This window comes from Sphingomonas sp. CBMAI 2297, assembly GCF_029870595.1.
GTDB lineage: Bacteria > Pseudomonadota > Alphaproteobacteria > Sphingomonadales > Sphingomonadaceae > Sphingomonas.
Genome location: NZ_JAPDIR010000013.1, coordinates 47365 through 61557 on the forward strand (window position 1 = coordinate 47365; position 14193 = coordinate 61557).

9 protein-coding genes are annotated in these 14193 nt (G+C 69.2%); 6 read left to right on the forward strand and 3 right to left on the reverse strand.

The window, feature by feature from the left end:
- Positions 1-2: 2 nt before the first annotated feature.
- From nagA to OMP43_RS17135, 3 genes are read right to left on the reverse strand one after another with little or no spacing between them, the layout of a single operon-like run.
- Positions 3-1127 carry an N-acetylglucosamine-6-phosphate deacetylase gene (nagA, locus tag OMP43_RS17125; RefSeq protein ID WP_280280741.1) on the reverse strand — a complete coding sequence of 375 codons (1125 nt, stop codon included), beginning with the start codon at positions 1125-1127 and terminating at the stop codon, positions 3-5.
- Positions 1127-2158 (reverse strand): SIS domain-containing protein, encoded by a 1032-nt coding sequence (locus OMP43_RS17130; RefSeq protein ID WP_280280742.1) that lies wholly within the window; start codon positions 2156-2158, stop codon positions 1127-1129. The genes nagA and OMP43_RS17130 overlap by 1 nt, the downstream gene beginning before the upstream one ends.
- A 4-nt stretch (positions 2159-2162) precedes the next feature.
- Positions 2163-2906 (reverse strand): GntR family transcriptional regulator, encoded by a 744-nt coding sequence (locus OMP43_RS17135; protein WP_086127602.1) that lies wholly within the window; start codon positions 2904-2906, stop codon positions 2163-2165.
- A gap of 229 nt (positions 2907-3135) precedes the next feature.
- Here OMP43_RS17135 and OMP43_RS17140 point away from each other — a divergent pair, with 229 nt between their 5' ends.
- The 6 genes from OMP43_RS17140 to OMP43_RS17165 all read left to right on the forward strand — a co-directional run bounded on the left by OMP43_RS17140 (position 3136) and on the right by OMP43_RS17165 (position 14181).
- Positions 3136-5838 carry a TonB-dependent receptor gene (locus tag OMP43_RS17140; RefSeq protein ID WP_280280743.1) on the forward strand — a complete coding sequence of 901 codons (2703 nt, stop codon included), beginning with the start codon at positions 3136-3138 and terminating at the stop codon, positions 5836-5838.
- Between the two features lie 177 nt (positions 5839-6015).
- On the forward strand, positions 6016-8283 hold the full coding sequence (locus OMP43_RS17145) for a family 20 glycosylhydrolase (protein ID WP_280280744.1): 2268 nt from the start codon (positions 6016-6018) through the stop codon (positions 8281-8283).
- The gene (gene ptsP / locus OMP43_RS17150) at positions 8280-10736 is read left to right on the forward strand and encodes a phosphoenolpyruvate--protein phosphotransferase (RefSeq protein ID WP_280280745.1); all 2457 of its coding nucleotides are present in this window, start codon (positions 8280-8282) and stop codon (positions 10734-10736) included. Before OMP43_RS17145 ends, ptsP begins: the two co-directional genes overlap by 4 nt.
- Complete coding sequence (nagE, locus tag OMP43_RS17155; protein ID WP_280280746.1) at positions 10733-12457, forward strand: N-acetylglucosamine-specific PTS transporter subunit IIBC; 1725 nt, start codon at positions 10733-10735, stop codon at positions 12455-12457. The genes ptsP and nagE overlap by 4 nt, the downstream gene beginning before the upstream one ends.
- Positions 12458-12508: 51 nt before the next feature.
- Positions 12509-13291, forward strand: coding sequence for a 2OG-Fe dioxygenase family protein (locus OMP43_RS17160; RefSeq protein WP_280280747.1), 783 nt, complete (start codon positions 12509-12511; stop codon positions 13289-13291).
- A gap of 329 nt (positions 13292-13620) precedes the next feature.
- Entirely contained in the window at positions 13621-14181 is a 561-nt protein-coding gene (locus OMP43_RS17165) for a hypothetical protein (RefSeq protein ID WP_280280748.1), read from the forward strand.
- Positions 14182-14193: the final 12 nt, after the last annotated feature.

The window sequence follows — 14193 nt, forward strand, 5'->3', positions numbered from 1 at the left end:
TGCTAAGCCCCGCCGATCCAGGTCTCGCGGACCTGCCCTGCATCGTCGAGCAGCACCAGGTCGGCGGCATGGCCGGCCGCGATTCGGCCATGCGTGTCGCCCAGGCCCATCAGCCCGGCCGGGCTGGCGCTCGCCATCGTCACCGCGGTCGCCAGGTCGACGCCGAGCATCGCAACCGCGTTGCGCACCGCCGCCGCCATGTCGAGATGCGATCCGGCCAGCGTGCCGTCGTCGCTGCGGCAGGCGCCGTCCCGCACGGTGATGTGGCGGCCCTGCAGCACGAACGCGCTCGCATCCGATCCGACCGAGGGCATCGCATCGGTCACCAGCATGAAGCCGCTGGCCGGCTTGCAGCGCAGCGCCAGGCGGAGCGTGGCCGGGTTCACGTGATGGCCGTCGACGATCAATCCGCAGACCAGCGCGTCCGAATCGAGCGCGGCGCCGACCATGCCCGGCTCGCGCGAGCCGAGCGGCGACATGGCGTTGAACAAATGGGTCACGCCACGCATGCCCGCGGCCACCGCTGCCTTGGCCTGGTCGTAGCGCGCATTGGTATGCCCCGCCGCGACCACCACGCCCGCCGCGACGAGCTGCTCGATGTCCGATACCGCCACCCGCTCGGGCGCCAGCGTCACCAGCGTGCGGCCGCGCGCCAGGCCGGTCAGCGCGGCGATCCCCTCCGCGTCGAGCGGGCGGATCTTCTCGGCCGAATGGATGCCCTTGCGATCCACGTTGAGGAACGGGCCCTCGATATGGATGCCGAGCACGCCCGGCACGCCCGCCGCGATCGCCGCGTCCACGGCCGCCACGGCGCGGCGGATGACGTCGAGATCGTCGCTGATCAGCGTCGGGAGGAAGCCGGTGGTGCCGAAGCGGCGATGCGCGGCACCGATCGCGGCGATGCCCGCCACGGTCGGTGCGTCGTTGAACAGTACGCCGCCGCCGCCATTGACCTGGGTATCGATGAAGCCGGGCGCGAGCGTGCCGTCCAGGCGCCGCGACTCGGCGCCGGCGGGAATTGCAGCGGCCGGCGCCACGCCGGCGATCCGCGTGCCATCGATCAGGACGGCGACATCCTGGCGGAGCGCGCCGTCGACCAGCGCGCGAGTCGGTATCAGCGCCTGCATCAGATGGTCTCGGTCACCTTGGCGAGCGACGGCGGCCGATCGGGATCGAAGCCGCGCGCGATCGAGAGCGCGTTGGCGGCACGGTAGAATGCCTGGATCTGCAGGATCGGTTCGATCGCCGGCCCGGCGGCGGGATGGGGGAGGTGGATCGCGCCCGGCACCTCGCCGCCGCTCACCAGCACTTCGCCGCCGCGCGCCAGCACGTCCGAAACCAGGTCGTCGACGCCGTCGGCAGTGGCATCGTCCTGGCGGAAGACCAGCAGCGGGAAGCCCGGCCCGACCAGCGCCATCGGCCCGTGGCGGACCTCGGCGGCGCTGAATGCCTCGGCATGGAGGCCGCAGGTCTCCTTGAACTTGAGCGCCGCTTCCTGCGCCACGCCGAAGCCCAGGCCCCGGCCGATCACATAAAGGCCGCGCGCGTCGCGCAGCCGCTCGACGAGCGGCGACCAGTCGGCGCTCCATGCCTGTTCGAGCAGGTCGGGCAGCGCGGCGAGGCCGGCCGCGAGCGCTTCGTCACCGGCCCATTCGCTCACCAGATGGAGCTGGGCGGCGAGCGCGGCGATGTAGGACTTGGTCGCGGCGACGCTGATCTCGGGCCCGGCCTGGAGCGGCACCAGCGTGTCCGATTCGGTCGCGAGCGGCGAATCGGCGACATTGACCATCGCCACGGTGCGCGCGCCGCTCTCCCTGGCGGCGCGCATCGCGGCCAGGATATCGGGGCTCTTGCCCGATTGCGAGATGCCGAGCGCCAGCATGTCGGAATAATCGGTCTCGACGCCATAGACCGAGGCGATCGACGGCGAGACCGAAGTGGTCAGCAGCCCCAGCCGCGTCTCGATCAGATAGCGGCCGAAAGTGGCGGCATGGTCCGAGCTGCCGCGCGCACAGGTGAGCACGCCGCGCGGGCGCGTGGCGCGCAGCCGGGCGCCCAGTTCGCGGACCACCGGCCCGTTCCGGTCGCGCTGGCGGCGAACGGTGGCGCCGGCCTCGGCGGCCTCGGCGAACATCCTGGTCGATTCGGGGTCGGTCATCGGTTCAGCCCCGCATGTCGAGTTCGGCGACGAAGTCATAGGCGTCGCCGCGATACCAGCTGGTGGTCGCCTCGATCACCCGGCCATCGGCCAGGAAGCCGCGGCGCTCGATATAGAGGACCGGCGCGCCCACTTCGACGCCGAGCAGCGCGGCGCGCTCCGCGTCGCACAATGCCGCGCGCAGCCGCTGGAGCGCGCGCACCGGGCGGTTGCCGGTCGCCTCGAGCGCGGCATAGAGCGACGAATCGACGGCATCGAGCCCGGACAGGCCGAAGCCCGGGATGATCGCGAACTCGAGCGCCATCGGCACGTCGTCGGCATAGCGGATGCGGTGGAAGCGATAGACGGCGGTGCCGGGGCTGAGCCCGAAGGTGAGCGATTCCTCGCCCGTCACCACGCCCGATTCGCGGATCAGCCATTCGCTGCGCACGCTGCGCCCGCGCGAGGCCATGTCCTCGGAGAAGGACGAGAGCTTGGCGAACTGCTTCTCGACTCGGCCTGCGACGAAGGTGCCGGCGCCGTGGCGGCGGACCAGCAGCCCCTCGTCGACCAGCTTGTCGATCGCCTTGCGCAGGGTGATCCGCGAGACCGAGAGATCGGCGGCCAGGTCGCGCTCGGCGGGGAGCGCTTCGTTGGGCTTGAGCAGATTGTCGCGCAGCGCCTCGCGCAACGCGGTCTCGAGCTGCCGGTAGAGCGGCCCCCTGCCTGCTCCGTCGAGCGGCCTGATCTTTTGCGCCAGCAGCGGCATCGGTTCCCCATCATCGGTCGGCTGTGTGCCGGATGCAACACTAGTACCAATAACATACCACATGTCAGCAAAAAAATTGCTCTGGTCTGTAACCGCACTGTAAAAATCTGTCTTGACGGCTCCTCAACAGTGAGGAATGGTACTGATATTGGTATGCGACTGGTCTGCCGGTGCCGTACCACAAAGAATCATAAGCAAGTTCAGAATCATCTGACCAAGGGGATGAGAGATGGGGATCCGGGGATTTCTTATCGGCACGGCCAGCGCGATGGCGCTGCTCAGCGGTGCCGCGCATGCACAGACCAGCGACACTGCCCAGCCCGCCGATGACCATGAGATCGTCGTCACCGGCTTCCGCGCCTCGCTCGCCCAGTCGATCGAGGCCAAGCGCAAGGCCGATGCGATCATCGACTCGGTCTCTTCGGAAGACGTGGGCAAGTTCCCGAACACCAATGTCGCCGAGGCGCTGACGCTGGTTCCGGGCGTCACCGTCGACCGCGCGTTCGGCCAGGGCGAGAAGGTCTCGATCCTCGGCACCGATCCGGCGCTGAACCGCACCCTGCTGAACGGCCAGACGGTCGCCTCGGCCGACTGGTTCATCCTCGACAATCCGGGCCGCACCTTCAACTACGCGCTCCTCGCGCCGCAGCTCGTCAACCGGGTCGATGTCTACAAGTCGCCCGAGCCGCGGATCGACGAGGGCTCCATCGGCGGCACCGTCAACGTGCTCACCCGCAAGCCGCTGGAGCTGAAGCCCTTCGTGGTCGCCGGCTCGCTGAGCTATCTCTACAACGACCGTTCGAAGAAGGGCGATGTCCAGGGCTCGGCGCTGGTCAGCTGGCACAATGAGAGCAAGACCCTCGGTCTCCTCGCCTCGTTCCAGCGCACCAAGGACCGGCTGCGCCGCGACGGCCTGGAGAGCTATGGAACGATCAGCGCCAATTTCTGGAACGGCGCGAACGACGCGCTGACCAGCTCGCTGCCGCAGAGCATGATCCCGGTGAATCCGGATCCGACCAAGCAGATCACCGGCACGGGCCAGTGCACCGGGACCTGCGCCACCACGCTGCTCGCCAATCCGAACGCCAAGTTCCCGAACGCGTTCGGCACTTCCTATTTCGAGCAGGGCCGCGAGCGCCTGACCTATTCGGCCACCGCGCAGTGGAAGCCGGTCGACGAGCTGACGATCACCGCCGACTGGCTGCGCATCGACGCGACCTATGACAATCTCAACCAGTCGATGTACGCCTTTCCGGGCAATGTCTGGAACAGCGCCGGCCGGCTGACCGGGCTGAACGTGCAGGACGGCATCGTCACTTCGGCGACCTTCAACAACGCGCTCTCGGTGCTCGACGCGCAGTATCGCGTCGCCGAGATGCATTCGCAGACCTTCCATGGCCAGATCGGCTGGAACGACGTGAAGTGGGACCTGAACGTCGAGGGCGGCATCTCCGATGCCGATGGCGGCACCAAGAAGCAGGTGTTCCTCGAATTCCTCAACTGGGCGAACTACACCGTCGACATCAGCGGTGCGCCCAACCGGCCGGGCACGATCAGCTATGGCAGCAACGTACTGGGCAATCCGGCGGCGTTCGTCACCGATCCGGGCTGGAGCGGTAACCTGGTCGACAAGCCGACCACCGACAAGGAGCGCTACGGCCAGATCGACTTCGGCCTGAAGTTCGACGGCGTGCTGAAGCGCATCCAGCTCGGCTACAAATATCGCAAGCACGAGACCGGGCAGGAATATGCGGGCATCGCGCTGACCGGGCTGGCGGTGCCGGCGGGCAACTTCAACACCAGCATCGTCCGGGACAATTACCTGTCCGGCTTCGACGGCATCAACGACCAGATGCGCGGCCGCTTCATCATCGACGGCAATTCGATGGTGAACTATGTCCAGAGCCGCCCGGGCCTGCCGACGCCGTCCAAGTTCGCCGCGTCGGAATTCACCGCGGGCAACTGGGACATCCAGGAGCAGATCCACGCCTTCTATGCCCAGGCGAACTTCGATGCCGGCGGCTTCCGCGGCAATTTCGGCGTGCGCTATGTCCACACCGCGACCGACAGTGCGGGCTATGTCTGCAAGCCGGGCGCGATGTGCAACGCCCAGGCCGACTGGGTGTGGCAGACGACCAAGACCAGCTACGACAATGTCCTGCCAAGCGTGAACATCATCGCCGATGTGAACAAGAACCTGGTGTTCCGTTTCGCCGCGGCGCAGGTGATCGCCCGTCCGAACTATGCCGACATGACCAATTATTTCTGGCTGTCGGACCAGATCCTCACCGGCGGCGGCGGCAATCCGGACCTGAAGCCCTACAAGTCGAACAACTTCAACGCGTCGCTCGAATGGTATCTGGCGCCCCGTTCGATCCTGTCCGGCGAAGTGTTCTACAAGGACATCAGCAACTACATCCTGCAGCAGACCTCGCCCGAGCAGCATTTCAACACCGCCCGGGGCACGGTGACGACCTATCAGATCAGTCGTCCGTTCAATGCGGGCTCGGCCGAGGTGAAGGGGTTCGCCGTCGCCTATCAGCAGAGCTTCCCGCTCGGCTTCGGCGTGCTCGCCAACTATACCTATTCGGACGGCAAGGCGAGCAACGGCGGCGACCTGCCTTATAATTCGCGGCACCAGGCCAGCCTGAGCCCGTTCTTCGAAAGCGGCCCGGTGGCGCTGCGCGCGACCTATACCTGGCGCTCCAAATACTTCACCGGCATCGACCGTGGCGACTATATGTACGTCCGTGACAACGCCAATGTGGACGTTTCGGCGACCTGGAACTTCACCAAGGAAGTCGGGCTCACGATTTCGGGCATGAACCTGACCGACAGCCAATATTACGCCTATGCCAACACGCAGCGCCTGCCGCGCGGCGTGTACAAGACCGGCCGCAAGCTGCTCGCGACGGTCAACGTCAACTTCTGATCTCCAACCTGGTGTAGTGCACTGGGGCGGCGGATGGACGAGCGATCGCACCACCGCCGCCCCTTTTTCTTATCCGCCCCCTTTTTCTATCCGCGGCGCCTGCCCACCGGGCACGCCGCGATTGAGCGCGGGGCGAAACCGCCTAAGCTCGCTCGATCCAAGCCGGGAGCCGTCCGCGTGATTTCCTGCCGCCTCGCCCTTGCTCTCGCCGCTGCGCTCTGCGCCGCTACGCCCGCCGCTGCCCAGCAACTGCCGCGCCTTTTGCCGGTGCCCGCCGAGATGGCGCCCGCCCCGGGCCGTTTCGCGCTCGCCGCATCGACCGCGATCGTCGTGCCGGCGGACGATGCCGGCGCGCGCGCCGCCGCCGACCGGCTGGCCGAGCTGCTGCGTCTCTCGCGCGGCCTGGCGCTGCGCCCCGCCGCCGTGTCGCAGCGTCCCGCGATCCGCTTCGTGCGCGCCGCCACCGGCAAGGCGGAGAGCTACCGGCTCGAGATCGGCGCGAACGGCGCCACCATCACCGCCGGCGACGATGCCGGCCTGCTCTACGGCGCGGTCACGCTTTGGCAGGTGCTGACCCAGGACGGCGGCAAGGGGCCGGTCACCGTCGCCGGCCTCGGCATCCACGACGCGCCGCGCTTCGCCTGGCGTGGGCTGATGCTCGACAGCGCCCGCCATTTCCAGTCGCCCGCCTATGTCCGCCAGCTGATCGACTGGATGGCGGTCAACAAGCTCAACACGCTTCACTGGCACCTGGTCGATGACCAGGGCTGGCGCGTCGAGATCCGCAAATATCCGAAGCTCACCAGCATCTCGGGCTGGCGCTACCCGGCCACCGCGCCGGGTGCGCCGCCGCTGCCCAGGACCGGCGGCTTCTACACCCAGGCCGAGATCCGGGCGATCGTCGCCTATGCCGCGAAGCGGGGCATCACCATCGTGCCCGAGATCGAGATGCCGGGCCATGCGCTCGCCGCGATCCGCGCCTATCCCGAGCTGGGCATGGGCGTGCCGATCCCGCCCGGCACCGAGAGCGACTGGGGCGTCTTCCCCTGGCTCTACAATGTCGACGACAAGACCTTCGCGTTCCTCGAGGACGTGCTGACCGAAGTGATGGAACTGTTCCCGTCGCAATATATCCATGTCGGCGGCGACGAGGCGGTGAAGGACCAGTGGAAGGGCTCGCCGGCCATCCAGGCGAAGATCAAGGCGCTGGGCATCAAGGACGAGACCGCGCTCCAGGCCTGGTTCGTCCACCGCATCGCCGGCTTCCTCCAGGCGCATCACCGCAAGCTGATCGGCTGGGACGAGATTCTCGAGGGCGATGTGCCCGCCGATGCGACGATCACCTCGTGGCGGGGCATCGAGGGCGCGATCACCGCGGCCAAGGCCGGGCACGACGCGGTGCTGAGCCCGTCGCCGACGCTCTACATCAATCATCGCCAGGGCCAGGGCCCCGACGAGCCGCCGGGCCGCGGCGACGTGATGGACCTCAGGACCGTCTATGCCTTCGATCCGGCGCCCAGGGAGATTCCGGCCGAGCAGCAGCATCATATCCTGGGCCTGCAGGCGAATCTGTGGACCGAGCATGTCCGCACCGAAGCGCGCGCCACCTGGCAGATCTTCCCGCGCGCCAGCGCCGTGGCCGAGATCGGCTGGTCGAAGGCGGATGGGCGCGACTATGCCGATTTCGTCGACCGGCTGGTGCCGCAGATGGACCGGATGAAGCCGCTGGGCATGACGCCGGCCACCAGCGCCTTCGCGGTGCGCCCGGCGCTCGACTACAAGGCGGGCGAGAAGACCGTGTCGGTCACGCTCGCGAACCAGTCGGGCCTGCCGATCCGCTACACGACCGACGGCACGCCGGTCACCGCGCGCGCGCCGCTCTATGCCGGCCCGCTCGCGCTGCCGCTGCCGACCCGGCTGCGTGCCGCGAGCTTCCATGGCGCCGCTCCGGTGGGCGGGGCCCTCGACCAGCCGCTCGATGCGCGCAGCGTGCGGTTCCGCAATGACGAGGACCTGAAGACCTGCTCGCGCAAGGTCGTGCTCGCGCTGGAGGATGATTATCCCGCCGCCGGCAAGCGCGCGGTGTTCCTCACCGACATCTTCGCGCCCTGCTGGCAATGGGAAGCCGCGCCGGTGGGCGGGGCGAAGGCGATCGCGCTCACCGTCGGGCAGATTCCGTTCAACTTCCAGCTCGGCGCCGATCTCGCGCATGTGAAGATCCCGCCCTCGGCGACGCCCGAAGGCGAGTTCGAGGTCCGCGCCGGCACCTGCGAAGGCCCGCTGCTCGCGACGCTGCCGCTCGCCGCCGCGGCCGGCAATCCCGGGCTGACCCGGCTGGTCGCGCCCTTCCCGGTGCGCGCCGGGAACCAGGCCCTGTGCATCCGCACGACCGCGCGGGGTCTCAACCCGATGTGGGCGCTGGAATCGGTGGAGCTGGTGCAGTGAGCGACGCGGTCACGCTGGTTTCTCCCTTTGCCGGCTGGCTCGCCCCGCTCGACGAAGTGCCCGACGCGGTCTTCGCCGAACGGATGATGGGCGACGGCTTCGCGGTAGATCCGGTCGAGGGCGTGCTGCGCGCGCCCGCTACGGGCGAAGTGATCTCGATCCCGGCGAGCGCGCATGCGGTGACGCTGCGGCTCGACAATGGTGCCGAGCTGCTGCTCCATATCGGGCTGGAGACGGTCGCGCTGAACGGCAGGGGCTTTGCGGCCAGGGTCGTTCCCGGTGCGCGCGTGGCGGCCGGCGATGCGCTGATCGCGTTCGACCTGGATGAAGTCGCCCTCGCCGCCCGGGCGTTGATCACGCCGGTGGTGGTGGCGAATCAGGGCTATGCGCTGGCGCTGGAGCCGCTGGGCCGCATGGTGGAAGCCGGTGCGCCGGTCGGGCGCGTCGTGCGCAACGCGCAGGAAGGCGCCATCGCGCGCGCGGCCTCCGAGGTCACGGCCGAGCGCAGCGTGCGGATTGCCGCCGCCCATGGCATCCACGCCCGGCCCGCCGCGCGCATCGCCGCCGCGCTCAAGCCCTTCCTCGCCGATGTCGCGCTGCATGTCGCCGATCGCAGCGCCAATGCGCGCAGCACCATCGCGCTGCTCGGGCTGGGCGCGGGCAAGGACGACGAAGCGCGCATCGTCGCGACCGGCAGCGATGCCCAGGCCGCGGTCGATGCGGTGGCGGAGCTGATCCTCGCCAATTTCCACGAGGCCGCGCACGCCCCGGTGATCCGGCCGGCGGCTGCCGCGCACGGCCCGGTCCGTGCCGCGCCCGGCCTCGCCATCGGCCAGGCCTTCCAGCTGCGCGGCGTCGATCTCGACGTGCCGGCCGACGGGGCGGGAGCCGCCGCCGAGCAGGCTGCCCTGTCCGGCGCGCTGGCCGCCATCGCCGCCGGCCTGGACGGCGCGCACGGCACCGCCGCCGAGATTGCCGAGGCGCATCGCGCGCTGCTCGCCGATCCCGAGCTGGCCGCCATCGCCGCCCGCCATGTCGGCGAGGGGCGCAGCGCCGCCTTTGCCTGGCGCGCCGCCACGGCCGAAGCCGCCGCCGCGCTGCGCGCCACGGGGGATCCGCTGCTGATCGAGCGCATCGCCGACCTGACCGATCTGGAGCGCCAGGTGATCGCGCGGCTGCTGGGCGCCACCGCGCCGGCCGCGCCCCTGCTGCCCAAGGGCGCGATCCTGTTCGGCGAGGATCTGTTGCCGTCGCAATTTCTGGGCCTGGACGCGACGCGCCTCGCCGGCATCTGCACCGCACGGGGCGGACCGACTTCGCATGTCGCGATCCTGGCGGCGTCGGCGGGCGTGCCGATGCTGGTCGCGGCGGGCGAGGGGGTGCTGGCGATCGCCGACGGCACGCCGGTGATCCTCGATGCGGATGCCGGCACGCTCGCCATCGGCCCCGAAGCCGATGCGCTGGCGGAGGCGAGCGCGCGCCTTGCGGCCCTGCGCGAGCGCCGCGCCCGCGAACTGGCCGCGGCGCATGCGCCCGCGCATACCGCCGATGGCACCCGCATCGAAGTCTTCGCCAATCTCGGCTCGGTTGCCGATGCCGCGGCCGCGGTCAGCGCGGGAGCGGAGGGCTGCGGCCTGCTGCGCACCGAATTCCTGTTCCTCGACCGCGAGACCGCGCCGAGCGAGGAAGAACAGCGCGAGACCTATTCCGCCGTCGCCGCCACGCTCGGCGAGCGCCCGCTGATCGTCCGCACCCTCGATATCGGCGGCGACAAGCCGGTGCCCTATCTGCCGATGGACGGCGAGGAGAATCCGGCGCTCGGCCTGCGCGGCGTGCGGCTGACGCTCGCCCGGCCGGACCTGATGCGCGTCCAGCTGCGCGCCATCCTGCGCGCGGTGCCGGTGGCCCAATGCCGGATCATGCTGCCGATGGTGGCGGACCTGGGAGACTATCGCCCGGTCCGCGCGCTGCTGGACGAGGTTCGCGCCGAACTCGGCGTGGCGGCGGCGGTGCCGCTCGGCGTGATGATCGAGACGCCCGCCGCGGCGCTGCTCGCCGGGCAGATCGCCGGCGAGGCCGATTTCCTCTCGATCGGCACCAACGACCTCACCCAATATACGCTCGCCGCCGATCGCGGGAACGCGGCGGTCTCGCAGCGGATCGACGCGATGCACCCGGCGGTGCTGCGCCTGGTGCGCGAAGTGGGCAGGGGCGCTGCTGCGGCGGGCCGCTGGGCCGGCATGTGCGGCGGCCTCGCGTCCGATCCGCTCGCCGCGCCGATCCTGATCGGGCTCGGCATCACCGAGCTTTCGGCGACGCCCGCCCAGGTGCCCGCGGTCAAGGCCGCGGTCGCCCGGTTCGACATGGCCGCCTGCACCGCGCTCGCCGCGCGTGTCTGCGATGCCCAATCCGCGGACGAGGTCCGCGCCCTAGCCATGGAAGCGTCCGCATGAGCTTCAGCCCCTCGACTCTGCTCGCCAAGGCCCAGCCGCTCGGCCGCGCGCTGATGCTGCCGATCGCGGTGCTGCCGATCGCCGCGCTGCTGCTGCGGCTCGGCCAGGCGGACATGCTGAACGTCCCCTTCATCGCGGCGGCGGGCGATGCGATCTTCTCGAATCTCGGCCTGCTCTTCGCGGCGGGCGTGGCCGTGGGCCTGGCCAGGGAGAATCACGGCGCGGCTTCGCTGGCCGGCGTGGTCACCTATCTGGTCGCGACCGAGGGGGCCAAGGTGCTGCTCCATCTGCCGCCCGATATTGCCGGCGCCGCCGCGCTGGAACAGGCGGCGTGGCGCGCGAAGGAGATCTCCAAGCTCAGCGTTCCGGTGGGCATCTGCTCGGGCATCGTCGCGGGGCTGCTCTACAATCGCTTCCACGCGATCCGGCTGCCCGACTATCTGTCCTTCTTTGGCGGCCGGCGCTTCGTGCCGATCGTCTCGGGCCTGGCCGGGCTGGTCTTCGCCGCCGCCTTCGGGCTCGGTTTTCCCTGGTTCGAGGCGGGGATCGATGCGCTCAGCCGCTGGGTGCTCGGCGCCGGCTCGCTCGGGCTGTTTCTCTACGGGCTGCTCAACCGGCTGCTGCTGATCACCGGCCTGCACCATATCATCAACAACATCGCCTGGTTCCTGCTGGGCGACTTCCACGGCGCGACCGGCGACATCAAGCGGTTCTTCGCGGGCGATCCGACGGCGGGGTCGTTCATGGCCGGCTTCTTCCCGGTGATGATGTTCGGCCTGCCCGCCGCCTGCCTCGCCATGTATCGCAACGCGCTGCCGGAGCGGCGCAAGGCGGTCGGCGGGCTGCTGCTCAGCCTCGCGCTGACCTCGCTGCTCACCGGGGTGACCGAGCCGATCGAGTTCAGCTTCATTTTCCTGGCGCCGGTGCTCTACCTGATCCATGCGGTGCTCACCGGCATCGCGATGGTGGTGATGGACCTGCTCGGCGTGAAGCTGGGCTTTGGCTTCTCGGCCGGGCTGTTCGACTATGTGCTGAACTATGGCCTTTCCACCCGGCCGCTGCTGCTGATCCCGGTCGGGATCGCCTATGCCGCCATCTATTACTTCGCCTTCAGCTGGTGCATCCGGAAATTCGACCTCAAGATTCCCGGCCGCGAGCCGGTCGAGGCGGCGGCGGATCCGGGCGCGGCCGTCGCCGATCGCGGCACGGCGATTGCAATCGCGCTGGGCGGGGCGGCAAATATCCGCTCGGTCGATGCCTGCACCACGCGGCTTCGCCTGGTGCTGGCCGACAATGGCATCGCCGACGAGCCGCGCCTCAAGGCGCTGGGCGCTCGGGGCGTGGTCAAGCTGCGCGACGGCGGGCTGCAGGTGGTGCTCGGGCCGATCGCCGACCAGGTTGCCGCCGAGGTGCGCGCGGCGATCGGCGGCGGCGTGGCGGCGGCGCCCGCGCCTGCGCCTGCGCCTGCGATGCTGGCGGCGGCGCAGGCCGATACCGGCGGCATCCGCGCCGCGCTCGCCGGGACGCAGGTTCGTGCCGTGGCCGCAAATGCAACTCGCGTGCTGATCGACGTCGCGGATCCCGGTGCGGTCGACATTGCCGCGCTGGCCGGTGCGGGCGTGCGCGCGGCGATGGGCTCCGGCAACCGCCTCCACCTGATCACCGGCCCCGGTGCCGAGGCGCTGGGCGCCCGGCTCAGGAGCGAGCTGCTGCCCGGCTAGGCGCCGGTTCCATGCAGGGTGGGGAGCGAACTCGCTTGCGGTGGGCGGCGGTTGACGCGAAGGAGGCATGGTTCGAACGTCGAGGGCCTTGATATCGTCGATCTCACCCAGCGGATTGCGCAACTGCGTTCGGCCCTGGCCGGGACGGGCTATGTGCATGTCGATGCCGCCAGCTTCCGGGAAATGGCCGGCGCGACCGAGGCCGGCGCGTTCGGGAGCTTCGCCGACTATTGGGGCGACCTCGAGCCCGACAGGTTCATGGCCGATGGCGGGCGCTATCGCCGCCGCCGGCACGCGGCGTTCGCGCTGCGCGACACGGCCGCGCTCCGCAAGCCCGACCAGCCCCATTTCCAGAGCAGCGCCTATAACCCGCTGAACGGCGATGTGGAGCGATGGTTCGCCCCCGCCACTAAGGCCCTGGTCCGCCATCCGATCCTGCGAAACCTGTTCGCGCTTTGCACGCCGCTCTTCTCCACGCTCGAGGGCGGCGGCGCCGATCTTGAATGGGATGGCGAGCTTCATCAGTTCCGGATCGAGGCGTTGGGAGCCGAGCTCGGATTGCCGACGCCGGAAGGCATGCATCGCGACGGCGTCGACTGGGTGCTGGTCATGCTGGTCGCCCGCGCCAATGTCGAGGCGGGCATGACCGAGATCCTCGACGAAACCGGCCGCCGCGACAGTTTCGTCCTGTCCGAGCCGGGCGAGGCGGTCCTGCTGGATGACCGGCGCATCCGGCACGGCGTCACCGCGATCCGGGCACTGGATCCGGCCCGGGCCGCCTATCGCGATGTGTTGGTGATGACCTGGCGCCGATCCGGACCGGCATCCGGATAGGGGATCCGCCCGGCCTAGCCGCCACCGCCGCACAGGCCGGAACCTTGTCGCTCCCAGCTCGACCCGCGCAATCGGCCGAATACACCGAAACGGAACAAATTTTTCTCTCCGGAGGGAAGCGTTGTGAACGCTCTCAGGGTATGCCTCCGCATACCCGCACCAGAGCCGCCGTTGATGAACTTTTTGTCATAAAACTGACATGAAACGCCTCTTCCTTCGACTTCGCCAGTTCTGACAGCCTTCATTTTATTCAGGCCCCGGCCACGCGAAAACGTCACGGCGACGTTTGATGGCTGCGTCCGGATGCCCTGAGCGGGGGAGAGGTTCGTATGCGGTTTCACCGGTTGATCGGTTCGAGCATCCTTGTCCTGACGGCGGCGGCAGGAGCCGCGCATGCGCAGGAAACCACCATCTATCAATATGACGCCCTGGGCCGGCTGGTGCAGGCCATCGCTTCCCGTGGTTCGAGCAACGCGACCTCGAGCTACACGCTGGATGCGGCCGGCAACCGCACCAATGTCACGGTCATCGCGAGCACCACGCCCACACCGGGCGCGAGCTGCGTCATCACCATTCCCGACTATAGCTTCACGCTCGTGAAATATGGCGCGCCGTACAACGGCTTGTCCCAGGTCCTGCCGGGCGCGGGCTGCACCGGCGCGGTGACGCTCGGCTACAGCACCCAGGATGGCACCGCCACGGCCGGCAATTATGCGCCGGCCAGCGGCACGATCACCATCCCGCCGGGCTCGACGATCATCCGTTATCCGCTTAACAGCCTGTCGATCTACGGCGCGGAATCGCTTGAATTCTATGTGAACTTCACCGTCGTCTCGGGCGCGGCGACGCTCACCAAGCCCCAGGCGACGATCTGGCTTAACGCCGATTAGCGGCTTCCCGCC

What these genes read in the sequence shown, in the direction of transcription:
- OMP43_RS17140 (WP_280280743.1), top strand. Translation starts at nt 3,136, where the DNA reads ATGGGGATCCGGGGATTTCTTATCGGCACGGCCAGCGCGATGGCGCTG.
- OMP43_RS17135 (WP_086127602.1), bottom strand. Translation starts at nt 2,906, where the DNA reads ATGCCGCTGCTGGCGCAAAAGATCAGGCCGCTCGACGGAGCAGGCAGG.
- nagA (WP_280280741.1), bottom strand. Translation starts at nt 1,127, where the DNA reads ATGCAGGCGCTGATACCGACTCGCGCGCTGGTCGACGGCGCGCTCCGC.
- OMP43_RS17165 (WP_280280748.1), top strand. Translation starts at nt 13,621, where the DNA reads ATGCGGTTTCACCGGTTGATCGGTTCGAGCATCCTTGTCCTGACGGCG.
- OMP43_RS17130 (WP_280280742.1), bottom strand. Translation starts at nt 2,158, where the DNA reads ATGACCGACCCCGAATCGACCAGGATGTTCGCCGAGGCCGCCGAGGCC.
- nagE (WP_280280746.1), top strand. Translation starts at nt 10,733, where the DNA reads ATGAGCTTCAGCCCCTCGACTCTGCTCGCCAAGGCCCAGCCGCTCGGC.